Here is a 13,534-nt window from a genome sequence, read left to right as displayed (position 1 = left end):
GGGGCTGCCTCGCGTTGCCCCCGTCGCCTGGATCAATGTCCAAGGTGTCGGGGGCAGCTCAAAGCAGCCCCTTTCTCTTGCCTGCTTATTTTCTCAGCAGATTCGTCTTGGCAAGTTCGATGACTTCATCGGCACGACCGTTGAATATTGCCTTGAGCATATACAGGCTGAAACCTTTTGCTTGCTGCGCCTGGATCGCCGGCGGCATCACGAGTTCTTGCTTGGCGGTGACCACATCCACCAGCACAGGACCTTGATACGCGAAGGCTTCTTTCAACGCGCCATCCACGTCGTCGGAATTCTCGACACGTATCCCCTTGATCCCCATCGCCTCGGCCATCGCGGCAAAATTGGGGTTGTCCAGATTGGTGTTGGTGTCGAGGAAACCGGCTGCCTTCATCTCCATCGCGACAAAGCCCAGCGTACCGTTGTTGAAGACGACGATCTTCACGGGCAGGTTCAACTGCGACAGGCTGATGAAGTCGCCCATCATCATGCTGAATCCACCGTCACCCGACAGCGAGACGACCTGGCGGCCAGGTTGTGCGGCTTGCGCGCCGATGGCTTGCAGCATGGCGTTGGCCATGGAACCATGGTTGAACGAGCCTAACAGGCGACGCTTGCCATTCATGGCGAGATAGCGAGCCGCCCACACAGTCGGGGTGCCTACGTCGGCGGTAAAGACCGCGTCTTCGGCGGCCAGTTCGCTGATGCGATGAGCAAGATATTGCGGATGAATCGGACGGCCTTTGGCTGTCGGCGTGGCCAGCTCGTCCAGACCCTTGCGAGCTTTCAGATAATGGTCACGTGCTGCATCCAGGAACGAACTATCCTGGCGTTCATTCAGCAAGGGCAGGAGCGCTTCGATCGTGTCGCCGACATCACCAACCACACCCATGGTGAGCGCGGCACGCTTACCCAACGCGCCCGGGTCGTGGTCGATCTGAATCACCTGGGCATGCTCGGGATAGAAATTCCGATACGGGAAATCCGTGCCCAGCATGAGCAGCACCTCGGCATTTGCCATGGCGTGATAGCCGGACGAGAAACCGATCAGCCCCGTCATGCCGACGTCGTAAGGGTTATCCCATTCGATGTGCTCTTTGCCACGCAGCGCATGCACGATCGGGGCCTTTAGCCGCTCGGCCAGTGCGACAACCGCGTCATGCTGACCGGCGCAGCCGCTGCCTGCCAAAATCGTCACGGGCTTTTCCGTGTTGAGCAGGGCAGCGAGGCGCTGAATTTCAGCATCTTGCGGTACGACACGCGGTGCGGCCGGCAGGGCGAAATGTTCGGCCGCCACCAGATCGCATTCGGACAGCGCGACATCGCCCGGGATGACCAATACGGCGACGCCCCGTTTGCCTACGGCGGTGTTCAATGCACGGTTCAATACACCGGGGAACTGCTTGGGGCTGGACACCAGTTCGACGTAGTCGGCGCATTCGCGAAACAGCTCCTGCGGATGCGTTTCCTGGAAATAACCCAGGCCAACTTCCGTGGACGGAATATGCGCGGCAATCGCCAGCACCGGTACATGATTGCGTTTGCAATCAAATAAACCGTTAATCAGGTGCAGGTTGCCGGGGCCGCAGCTGCCTGCGCACACAGCCAGCTCGCCGGTAATGGCAGCCTCGGCGCCGGCTGCGAACGCAGCGGTCTCTTCGTGCCGCACGTGCATCCATTCGATGCGGCCCAGTCGACGCAAGCTGTCATTCAGCCCGTTCAGACTATCACCCGTAACACCCCAGATGCGTTTTACACCCGCGTTGGCGAGCGAAGTCGCCAGATAGTCTGCCAATGTGGTCGCCACAGAAATACTCCTTATGGGTAAGCTGGCTCTCAGGTAAGCCCCTAATAGCAGCCCTGCATATCGCCTTCGAACAGTCCGAATTGGCGTATGGAGGCTGCGCCTATTATCCAACAGTTAACTGAATGTTGCAGCCGCTTTAAAGGGGAATCCCTAATAATCGAGGGTGTTCGTGCACCGTTTTCGGGCGGATAATGCGCAGCGCCACTACCCGCCAACATGCTGCCGTGGTGGTGCCGCCATATGCCCTGCGCCATCATTGATTCAATATGACCACTATGTCCGCCTCCGTCGAGGATTCGCCTCTTTATGTTGCCGCCCTGGCTCGCGGCATTTCGCTGTTGGGCGCGTTCACCGAAAGGCGTCCTGCGATGACCTTGCCAGAGCTAGCGGAAGCGACGGGATTGACCAAGAGTGCGGTGCAACGCTTCGCGCACACACTGTGGGTGCTAGGCTATTTGCGTAAACATCCGCAGACCAAGAAATTCTCGTTAGCTCCGCGTTCGCTCGAGCTGGGCATGCAATACACGCAGACCAGTGCGTTGGTCTTGGGGGGCAATCCATTTCTGCATTCCCTGAACCGCAGCACGCAGGAAACGTGTAGCTTGGCCGAGCCCGAGGGGCGGGAGATGGTCTACGTCGCCCGGTTCGCGACGCATATGCAGATGTTCGTGAATATGCCGGTGGGCACGCGTTTGCCCCTTTATTCGACCGCGGCGGGGCGGGCCGTGTTGTCGCGTCTGGATCCCGATCGCGTGCACGAGTTTCTTTCGTCCAGTGAAAGACGCGCGCATACGAATATGTCGATCACCGACTTGGATGCCTTGATGAACGAGGTCCAGTTCGCGCGCGACCATGGGTACGCACGGTCAAACTGTGAGATATATCCGGGCGACATCACGATAAGCGCGCCAGTCGTAGATCCGGTGGGTACGCCGGTAGGCGCGGTGAACGTGTCGGTACCGGCGAGCCGCTGGTCTTTTGAAGAGGCGCAAGCGGTATTCGGCCCGCAGGTTGTGGAGACGGCGCACGCGATCAGCGCATCGAACACTATCGGAATCACGCCGCCGTTTTACGAAACCGGTTATTGAAGAGTCGCCCTGTCTAGCGCGCAGGCGGAAGAGTTAATCGCCTTTACGCCGATACGTTCCCGTGCACTCGCGCGAGCATTGCATTTGCTATCGCACGGGCGACGCATGTTCGCGCGCCTGCGGTTGTTTCCCCCAAAACCGAAAAGCTGATTCGGGGTTAGCCCTAATTTCCGTACGTCCCGATATCATTAAAAATGACATCATCATATCGACAAACGATATGGTCGGATTCACAGGCGCTACAACAAACTAGGGGAAGCAGTGGGATCTCAAACAGACCTTTTGGCCGATGCGGCCATATTCAACCCGGCCGCCGGCTTCATGGGCCTGCCGGGGCCTATGCCCGAGCGGGGCACGCCCGGGGCCTGTGTCATGGGTATTCCTTTTGATTGCGGCACGCACCCGTTCCGTGTCGGCTCACGCCAAGGTCCTGATGCCATTCGCGAGCAATCGAAACTGCTGCGGCCGTTCGACTTATTCCGCCGGGCCGGCGTCGACAACCCCGTTCAATATCTGAATGCCGTGGACGTCGGTAATGTGACCTGCTGGCCGGGCGACCCGGAACGTTCCTATCCCGTGATCGAAGAGGCGGTTGGCCGCATCCTCGACGCGGGAGCGATTCCGGTGACCATGGGTGGAGACGGCGCCGTGACTTTGCCGCAATTGCGTGCGGTGGGCAAGCGTCATCCCGGACTGGTTGTACTGCACTTCGATTCGCATACCGACACCTATCCGATCCCTGGCTATAACACGGCCACCACATTCACGCGCGCGGCGGAAGAGTCGGTGCTCGATGTCAGCGCCAGCTTTCATGTAGGCACGCGCGGCAATTCCTTCATGGGTGGCGTTGTCGAATACGGGCGAGAGGTGGGCTACACGGTGATTCCATTTGACGATCTCGAAGCAGGCCAAGCTGGCGTGATTGACGAGATCAAGCGCCGCGTCGGGGATCGACCGGTCTATCTGTGTTTCGACATGGATATATTCGATCCCTCGTGCGCGCCTGGTGTCTGCACGCCCGAGTGGGGCGGGTTGTCAGCCAAGGAAGGCTTGGCGCTGCTACGCCGATTAAGCGGTTTGAATTTCGTCGCGTTCGACGTCAACACCGTCTCGCCACCACAAGATGTAGGCGGGGCGACGGCCTTTTTGGCGGCCACGGTCATACAAGAATTTTTTGCACTTGCCAGCACAGCGGTGCAAAAAAGGCGCGCTTGACGCGCAGTCGGTAGTTTCAAAACAAGGGGAAAAACATGAAAATCATCTTCACGAGTTTGTTGGCTTTAAGCTTGGTCGGCGCGAACGCGTCGGCGCGGTCCTTGGAAGAGATCCAATCGACCAAGAACATCAATGTGGTCACCACGGCATCCTCGCCACCACATGGTTTCAAGAATCCCGTCAGCAATCAGCTCGAAGGCATCATGGTGGATGTGGCGCAAGGTGTGGCCAAGCATATTGGAGCCCAGATGCAGCTGCGCGATGTGCCGTTCTCGGGCCTGATTCCCACCTTGACTTCCGGGCGTGCGGACGTGATGTCGGCGCCTCTATTCATGACACCCGAGCGCGGCGAGGTCATCGACTTCAGCGTTCCCGTGTATGAATGGGGCGAAGGCATTGTCGTGAGCGACAAGAACGACAAGGCGTACGATCGATTTGAAGACCTGCAGGGTCATAAAGTCGGCGTGCTGGTGGATTCGGTGCAGTTCAAGATGATCAAGGACATGCCCGATACCCGGGTATCGACTTATCAAGACTATTCCACGCTGCTGGCGGATGTGCGCGCGCGACGGATCGATCTGGGTATCGTGGATCCTCCCAGCATCATCTACCAGATCCAAAGCAAGAATATCCCTGGCGTGAAGCTTTATTCGGGCTACCAGCCGCAGACGAAGTGGCAGGTCGGCATGGCCGTGGAGAAAGGCAATAAGGCGCTTCTGGATGCCGTGAATGCCGCTCTGACCGAGATGAAGCGCAATGGGGAGATGGCAGAGATTGGCCGTAAGTGGGGTGTGTCCGAGCTGATCAGCAACTGAGTAGGGAAGTCTGAGTGATGGATTTCGCTACGTTAAAGCTATATCTCACGCCGCTGGCCGAGGGTACGACATGGACGCTCGCGCTCTTTGTCTGTTCGGCGGTGCTTGCCGTTATCGTGGGCTTGATAGTCTGTCTGTGCAGGCTATCCAGTTCAAGACTGTTATCGCGCGCCGCCCGCTTTTATATAGAGGTCATACGCGGCACCCCGTTGTTATTGCAACTGTTCTACATCTATTACGGGCTGCCCGAAATGGGTGTGGTGATCGACGGATTCACCGCTGGGGTTCTGGGCTTGACCTTGAATTTCGGGGCGTATCTGGCCGAGCTCTTCCGTAGTGGGATCCAATCCGTGGACTCTGGCCAATACGAGGCGGCGCGGGCATTGGGCCTATCCAAAACCGACCGCCTGCGCTTTATCGTATTGCCACAGGCCTTGCGCACGGTGTTTCCTGCACTGGGTAACTATGCGCTGGTTCTGGTCAAGGAAACGTCGCTCGTTGCCGTTATCAGCGTGTATGAATTGATGAGGGCAGGCGAAATGCTGGCAGGCGCGACCTTCCAAGCGCTCACGGTGTACACACTAGTGGGCATCATTTACTTTGCCATGTGCAGCGTGTTGTCCTGGATGTTCCGCCGCTCGGAACGTCGCTTAGCCGTGCCCGGTTACTGGAACGGTGCGGGCGAGAATCACGATATCACCAAGGCCTGATCATGCAGAAAGAACCTATCATTCACCTGCAAGGCGTCTCGAAGTGGTATGGCGAGTTCAAGGTGATCGACGACCTTTCTCTGGCGATATTTCCGGGAGAGAAAGTGATTCTTTGCGGTCCCTCCGGCTCGGGAAAGTCCACCACGATACGCCTGATCAATCGACTGGAAGAGCATCAACAAGGCACCATAGTTGTCAATGGGATTGAGTTGAATCATCAGTTGTCGAACATCGAACGCATCCGGGCCGATGTCGGGATGGTGTTTCAACACTTCAACCTTTTCCCGCATATGACCGTTCGGCAGAATTGCACGATCGGGCCACGACGAGTCAAAGGCGTGAGTGCCGAGGAGGCGGATACGCGCGCGATGCATTATCTGGAGCGTGTGCGCATTCCTCATCTCGCCGATAAGTTCCCCGGGCAGCTCTCTGGAGGTCAAAAGCAACGTGTCGCGATCGCACGGGCGTTGTGCATGCAGCCCAAGGTGATGCTCTTCGATGAGCCAACCTCGGCACTGGATCCGGAGATGGTCAAAGAAGTGCTGGAAACCATGGTCGAGCTTGCCAAGGAAGGCATGACCATGATTTGCGTCACGCATGAGATGGGCTTCGCTCGCGAGGTCGGGGATCGCGTGGTTTTCATGGACGGTGGCAAAGTCATCGAAAGCGCCACACCTGAACAGTTCTTCGCTGCGCCACAAACTGAACGGGCGCGGGCATTTCTCGGGCAACTGCTTACGGCGGCTTGATGCACCTGGACCGGCGATCGGAGTGCAGCTCCGGGCTGCCCATCGGCCAAAGCGGTGGGCAGCCTCTGAGCGGGCGACTCGCTAAATGTTGATCTACGCCATGTGCAAGCCAGTCGTTACACCAGCGTGCCGCACACGGCTTTTACGACCCAACCCGGTTAGAAACGCCAAATGGCTTTAATGGTTCCCCCCGAACTCCGGGTCTGACTGGAAATTAGTCCGTCGTACTGCGCGCGAAGATCAAATCCGCCGCGGCCAGCTAGCTGCATGCCCACAGACACATGGCCGAAGACACGGCCCGTCTCCAGCGTGGTCTTAAAGGCGTGGCTGTCGGCAGGGGCTGAAGTAAGCCGAGCTCGCGTTTCCCACTTGTCCGAGGTGGACACAGATACACCCGCGTTCACGAAGGGCCGCAACGTATAACTGTCGCGCAATTGGAATAGTCCGCCCACTTCGACGCCCGGTGTCAACATGGCATTGAGCTGATCCGCGTTGGCGACGTCGAGGTTCAACGGCCCCGCATCGCGTTCCGTGTAGGAAGGCATGTGTGTGTAGATCAGATCCACATTGGCATAAGGTTTGATATATGCCTTCTCAATGGAGACCGTGTAGGCCGCGCGCAGTTGCTGTCCGATGGACCAGACCTTTGGGTCGCTCTTGGCCGTCTCGCCCGTGAGATTAATGCGCCGCTCGGTGTCGTACGATGCGTAACTGCCATAGGTCGCTCCAGAGAAGGTCCAGGGGCCCGTCTCGTATTTCAGCACCAGACCCACATAACCCGCGTCGCCTTTGGTATGTATACGGCTGTCGTCCGAACGTATGTTGTTGTTCTCATACGCGCCCGCTACCCCTAGAACCCACTGCGGAGCGATACGCCGTTGAGCACCAAGTTGATACGACGTTGAACGCGCACGTGTAGCGGCGGTACCCCGATTCGGATCCAGGTGCGAGGTCTTTTCCGACACCCGACCCCACACGCAGTCGCCCTCAGGTTGCTGCAGGGTATTAGCGGCGTGTTGCGGGCAACTAAACAAACTGTCCGCGAACGTTTTCATCGAACGGGTGGCAAGGGCAGCCGGGGCGGCCGACAAACCGGGGGACAAGTCACTCATTGCCGAGGAATAAGCTTGCGCGTTATTCGCCAGGCGATCGAGCCGAGCATAGATCGAGCCCAACGCTTCTGTGCTGCCGCGTTCCCAGATGTTCTGCAGGTGATCGCCCACCTCGCGCAGGTTTTCGCCTAGCCCATAGGCCTGCGACATCTTGTCGAAATTCGCTCGACCGACGGATACGGCCGCCGCGCCAGCGGTGGCATGCGTATTGAAGTCAAAGAGCGATGACGCGCCGTGAACCTTGAGCGCGGCGGCGTTCACACTGCCTGCTTGCACAAAGGTCAACTCCCGATTGGGCATGAGCGTTGAAGCCGCGATACTCAGCTGACCGTTTAAATGAGCGTCGCGCCCCACTACGAGCTGGTCTATCCGTCGATTGTTGAAATCCGCCCCGATATGCAGCGTTCCTTTTTCACGTTGGACGAAGTCGTTTGTCACACGCATCTGATCGATTTCATAGGGAGAACCCACAATCACGTTGCCTGCGTTGACCACCGTACCTTTGATGGTGGCGGCATTGATCAGCGTGCCCGTATTGTTGACGACGCCAACGGTCGCGCTGCTGTCGGCGCTTAAAAACTGAGAACCCGCGATCGTGCCGGCGTTATTGACCGTAATCGTGCCAAATCGTGTTTGCTGCACGGCGATAGTGGAGATGAGATAGGCAGTCTCTGCAACCGTTACGACGTTGGAATCTGAACCCCCATCAAGCCACACCCCATACGCGTTGGGAAGCGTGGGCACCGGTGCTGTCTGCACCATCCCGCCTATCGTGATGGAAATGGGCGAAGCCTGCGCAATGTTCCCATCACTTTGCGCAAAAATCGCTACCGGGTTCGCACCTGTCACGGAGAGAGTGCCTTCGCTGGTCTGGGTGAAGGTAATCGCACCGGCTTTGGACCCGCCGCCCTGGGTATGGTCGTACACCGAACCGGCAAAGCTGCCTTGTGAAGTCGTGCCTACACCGCCGCCGTCTGCGATCGACTGAAGCAGCACGCCGACGCTATTGTCACCGGTCACGCTGATCGTCATATCTCCCATGTCCAGCCGAACGTCACCCGCGTCAGCGCCGCTCGGGCTGACATTTTGCTGGCCTGCGCCTTGCCATCCCATCTGCAGTTGCGAATCCGGGCTACCCGCGATCCCTCCGCCACCGCCTATCGACTGCAGCACTATGCCATGCGCAGCAAAGCCCGCGGTCGAAATGTCGTTGTAGGGATCCCGGCCGTTCGGGTCGAGATGATTGACCGATGAAAGGCTGACATGGACATTGCCACCGGAAGCGTCGAACGAGTTGGCTTGTTCTGAGGTGTCGATATTCGCACTGCTAATTGGCGAAGTCGGTCCCACATACGCAATACCGCCGCCGCCGCCGATGGATTGAGCGACCAGACCGTAGGCCGCCGGCCCTTGTGTGTGCGAGAGGATGATGGAATCGACCGTTATCGCGCCGGCCCCGCTAGCGGTTCCCTGGCCGCCACCGCCGAGGCTAAGCACGAAGTCCTCACCCACGATCGATCCGTCGGTGCTGGCGCCAGCGCTGGCTGCGCCGCCGCCGCCGCCAATGGACTGCAGCACGATGGCATGCGAGCCTGCGCCATAGGTACTGGCTCCAATCAGGCTGTTGGCGGCATTCATGTTGATCGCGCCGCCGGTTCCGCCCGCGCCACCTCGCCCGCCTACACCAATCAGCAGCGAGGGGGTGGCGCCGGTTTTGTAAGTGACATCGGCCGACCCGTCAGCAGCCTGACCGCCACCGCCGCCGATGGACTGCACGAGCAGGCCATACGCCGCGTTGCCCCGGGTGATCAACTGGCCCGCACTGGCATTGCCGGATGATCCGCTGGCCTTGCCCGCGAAATTTAAATCGATGTCGCCGCCATTTCCGCCGTCGCCACCGCTACCACCCACGGCGATAGTGAGATTAGCGGTGCCTCTGGCGCCCTTTGCCGTGGCGGTACCTCCGACGCCACCACCGCCGCCAATGGATTGGACGATCATGGCGTCCGCCAGATCGCCCTGCGTTTGCGTGATGCCGGAGTAGTTCACCGTGATGGCCGATCCGTTGCCGCCCGCGCCGCCCTGGCCACCCACGGTCACCGACAACCCATAGGTGCCGAGATCGTTGTCATCCGAAGGAGGGTCGTCACTTGGATTGAACCCTGGATATGACGAAGGTCCGGCCGAAGCATCAGAGCCGGCCGAACCGCCCAACCCCCCGCCGCCGCCAATGGATTGCAGCAACACGCCATCGGCATCATTGCCACGGGTGGTAATGCTTGACGCATCAGTCAGCACGATGCTGCCACCGCTGCCGCCTTGTCCGCCAGTGGCGCCCACGGAAATGCTGACCGCCGCGGTGAAACTCGTGGTGGCCTCACCGCCACCGCCGCCGCTGTCTTCCAACGGTAAGCCTAAAGAGACGGTGGTGCCTTGCGAAGCGCCTCCGCCACCGCCAATCGACTGCATCAAAATGCCGCGCGACCCAGATCCAGCGGTGCCGATGGCGGTACCCGACCCAGTCGTCGCGGTCAGATTGGAGCCGGCGCCGCCCGAGGTGCCTTTACCGCCCACACCCACATTAACGGTGTATGACTTGCCCTGCGCGATGCCGCCTGTTCCGCTGCTGCCTACGCCTGCATTACCACCACCCCCACCGATGCCCTGAGCCATCAGCGCGTTGGAATAGTCGCCATAGGTGACGATCTGGCTCCGGTCATTGAGTTGCAAGTCGATTGCTCCGGCATGCCCGCTCGCGTTGCCGCTGCCGCCCACCGACGCGTCGACGTTTACTGCAATGCTTACCTCAGGCGTAGTGAACGTGCGGCTCATGGCATTCGAGTCGCCACCGTTGCCGCCTCCGCCGCCAATCGATTGTGCCAACACGCCGTGCGCACCTTGGCCGTTGGTGACCACGAGACTACTGCCGTTCAATACGACATCGACTTCACCGCCATCGCCTCCGAGCCCGCCCTTGCCGCCAACAGCAATGGAGGATGCAAGAGCAAAAACCGTGTCCTCGCTAATCGGGACGGGCAGGGCGACGCTGTTTCCTGTCGCGCTGCCGCCCGAGCCGCCACCGCCGCCGATGGATTGCGCAAGAACGCCGTAGGCGTCTGATTGCGCGACAGCTTGTGCCTGTGCTTGCGTCACTTCCGTGCTGGGGTCGACGGGCGAAGTCGCGACGACCGTATCGCTCAGCGTCATCAACACTTTTCCGCCGGCTCCGCCACCGCCTGCCGTGCCGCCGACGGCGACCGCCAGATTGAACCCCACGTTTAAGCCGGCCGACTCCGCGGTGCCACCAATGCCACCGCCGCCTCCGATGGCTTGAGCCACGATGCCAGAAGCGCTTGCCCCATAGGTCCGCACGTTGGCGCCGGAGGCCTGTACGTTGACCTGACCCGCGGAGGCTCCCGCTTCGCCAGCGCCGCCGATGCTGAGGGTGGCGTCTGAAAACAATGTCGCGTTCTTCGCCGATCCACCGCTGCCGCCTCCGCCGCCAATGGACTGTGCAAGGACCGCGGTCGCGCCCGCGCCGGATGTGACCACCGTGCCATTGTTGTTCACGGACAGATTGACGTTGCCAGCGTTACCGCCGATGCCGCCATTGCCGCCGATGGAGATGGCGGGGGCCGCCGTGCTTAGCGCGAAGGCATTGCCGCCATTGCCACCCCCGCCGCCGATGGATTGCGCAACGACGCCATAGGCATATTCGCCAGCGGTTTGTTGCTTGCCGTTCGCGTTGAGCGTGACGTCGCCCGCTTGCCCCCCGTTGCCGCCGGTTCCTCCAATCGATAGGAGTCCGGCCGCGGAGGCTGCCGTGCCGCCACCGCCACCGATGGATTGGCCGAGCATCGCAATGGCCGCATCGCCCGCCGTTGTGATGCTGCCGGCGTTGGTCATCGTCACCGACCCCGCGCCGCTAGTGCCACTGGGCGCCACGTTCCCGCCGACAGCGAACAAACCCGTGGCCGATCCCGCCGCTCCGCCGCCGCCGCCGATGGACTGACCCACCATCCCGTTGGATGCATAGCCGCTTGTCGTGATGTTGCCGGCGTTAGTCACTTGCACCGTGCTGCCGGCGCCACCCGCGCCGCTATCTCCGCCCAAGGCCGCGATCAAGCCGACGCCGACGCCACCCGTGCCGCCGCTGCCGCCAATCGATTGCGCGAGCAGCCCGTACGCGTGTTGGCCGATCGTGCTGATATTGCCCGAACTCGTTATCGTGACAGCCGCTCCGTTACCCCCATTGCCACCATTTCCGCCGCTGCCAGCGAGGCCCCAGGTGAAATCGGTGCCCGTGCCACCGCCACCTCCGATCGATTGCACGATCACGCCGGCGGCATAGTTCCCGCTCGTGCGAATCGAGGCAAGGTTGGTTGTCGCCGACGCGGTGCCCGCGTTCGCGCCCGTACCCCCCTGGCTCGTGCCGGTGCCGCCAAATCCACCAATACTTTGCGCCAGCAAGCCATAGCCATAAAGGCCTTGAGTCGTGATCGAAGAGGCCTGGCTCGGCGAGCTCGCACCAGCGTCCAGCGAAATCGATACGTTTCCGGCTTTGCCGCCATTGCCGCCGTTCGTGCTGCGGTCCGTGCTGTCTCCGGACCCGCCGTTCGCGCCCCGTGAGAACCCCACCACGCCAGCGATATAGTCTCCGATGCTTTGCACACTGGTGTTGTTGAGCTGGATGCTCACCGTGTCTGCATTGCCGCCCTGGCCCCCACTGGCACCGTGGGAGGTTAGCGTGCCGCCCACCCCGCCTCGCGAAATCGCTGTGATGGCCGCGCCCGCGCTCACACTAGATGGCGTGGTACCCATGGCGGCGCGCACGACAATAGACGTTCGCGCGGGATTGGATGTGCCGGGTACCTCGCCCACGTTGACCGCGACCGAGCCGGCATCACCACCGTTGCCGCCAGAATCATCACTGTATTGGCTTTCTCCGCCATCGCCGCCGACACTGCGCGCCATGACGCCCACTGCGCCGTCGTCTGTCACATCGGGGTCCTGCCAATAGAGCGCAATATTGGCTGTGTTGTTCAGCGTGACGCTGCTCGCACTGCCGCCCGTCCCGGCATTGCCATCGGTCCTTTGGCCCTTGGCATACATGCCTCCCCGGCCGCCGACGCTTTCCGCAGCGACTGCCCAGGCGCGTGAAGTTCCCGCCAATAGGTCGCTGCTCGTGCCCATGCCGATCGCACCATGATTATTGAGCGTGACTGCGCCAGCGTTACCACCATTGCCCCCATAGTGATCGATAGCGTGCGAATGCGCTGTGCCGCCCGTGCCGCCCGCGGCCTGGGCGTAAACGCCCATCACGCCATATTGGAAAACGCCGCCGTCCTCGCCTAGTGTTACTGACGCATTGTTTGTCAGCTGGACGGTGCCGCTGTCGCCGCCATGGCCCCCGTCATCGTCGTGTTCTGGCGAGTAACCCACACCGCCGCGACTGGAGGCGCGCAGACCTATGGCCATTTGCGATTCCCAGCCCGTCAGCGTGATGTCCACGCTCCCGTTATTTATCAGTGTTACAGCACCGCTAGCACCGCCGTTGAACTGATCGGCACTGCCGTCGACCCCTTGACTAATGATCTGCGCGCCCGCGATAACGTCGCCGGCGCTGTAGACCACGTTCGAGTTCGTCGTTACCTGCAGCGTATTGCCTTGATCAATTAAGACCGCCGGGTTTGCCATGGTCTGACCGCTGCTATTGCTGCAAACTTCGGCGCCCTGGCTGTTGGTACAACTTAGACCCTCGAGGTTGCTCTGCGCATGCGCCATGGGTAATGCGGAATAAGAAAGCACCAGCAGCAGCTTGCTCGCATAGTTAAGTGTCAGAACGTCGTGGCGCTGAGCTGGGTGATGCGTATCCAGAGATTGGCGAACGACTCGATGGCGCGGTTGGGAAGGGTTTGGCATCAATAACACTCGCGTAAGCGACCGCTGCGCGCACGGCAGCGGTGGCGATAAAAAAGGATGCGCAGAGTAACGCTATTGCGGATCGCTTGAGGTGAAGAGGGAGCACGCTG

Annotated in this window: 7 protein-coding genes; 5 read left to right on the top strand and 2 right to left on the bottom strand. The window is 60.4% G+C overall.

The genetic code is table 11. The annotated features are described in order from the left end of the window. Positions 1-85: 85 nt before the first annotated feature. Complete coding sequence (poxB, locus tag GOQ28_RS17635; RefSeq protein ID WP_160357367.1) at positions 86-1,813, bottom strand: ubiquinone-dependent pyruvate dehydrogenase; 1,728 nt, start codon at positions 1,811-1,813, stop codon at positions 86-88. Positions 1,814-2,088: 275 nt separating this feature from the next. On the opposite strand from poxB, the gene GOQ28_RS17630 reads away from it, so the two are divergent. From GOQ28_RS17630 to GOQ28_RS17610, 5 genes are all read left to right on the top strand, one after another. Next, the gene (locus GOQ28_RS17630) at positions 2,089-2,901 is read left to right on the top strand and encodes an IclR family transcriptional regulator (RefSeq protein ID WP_442862115.1); all 813 of its coding nucleotides are present in this window, start codon (positions 2,089-2,091) and stop codon (positions 2,899-2,901) included. 321 nt (positions 2,902-3,222) lie between these two features. Further along, positions 3,223-4,116 carry an arginase family protein gene (locus GOQ28_RS17625; protein WP_160349736.1) on the top strand — a complete coding sequence of 298 codons (894 nt, stop codon included), beginning with the start codon at positions 3,223-3,225 and terminating at the stop codon, positions 4,114-4,116. A 35-nt stretch (positions 4,117-4,151) separates the two neighbouring features. Next, the gene (locus GOQ28_RS17620) at positions 4,152-4,931 is read left to right on the top strand and encodes an ABC transporter substrate-binding protein (protein ID WP_160357365.1); all 780 of its coding nucleotides are present in this window, start codon (positions 4,152-4,154) and stop codon (positions 4,929-4,931) included. Between the two features lie 17 nt (positions 4,932-4,948). After that, positions 4,949-5,641 carry an amino acid ABC transporter permease gene (locus tag GOQ28_RS17615; protein ID WP_160357364.1) on the top strand — a complete coding sequence of 231 codons (693 nt, stop codon included), beginning with the start codon at positions 4,949-4,951 and terminating at the stop codon, positions 5,639-5,641. Positions 5,642-5,643: 2 nt separating this feature from the next. Then, positions 5,644-6,390, top strand: coding sequence for an amino acid ABC transporter ATP-binding protein (locus tag GOQ28_RS17610; RefSeq protein ID WP_160349643.1), 747 nt, complete (start codon positions 5,644-5,646; stop codon positions 6,388-6,390). 158 nt (positions 6,391-6,548) lie between these two features. Here GOQ28_RS17610 and GOQ28_RS17605 read toward each other — a convergent pair whose 3' ends face one another. After that, positions 6,549-13,424 (bottom strand): autotransporter outer membrane beta-barrel domain-containing protein, encoded by a 6,876-nt coding sequence (locus GOQ28_RS17605; RefSeq protein ID WP_160357363.1) that lies wholly within the window; start codon positions 13,422-13,424, stop codon positions 6,549-6,551. Positions 13,425-13,534 lie beyond the last annotated feature (110 nt).

The organism is Bordetella sp. 02P26C-1 (assembly GCF_009763255.1).
In the GTDB taxonomy this organism is placed as follows: domain Bacteria; phylum Pseudomonadota; class Gammaproteobacteria; order Burkholderiales; family Burkholderiaceae_B; genus Bordetella_A.
Note: the sequence above shows the minus strand (reverse complement) of the source record. Positions and strands in the feature narration are given on the sequence as shown.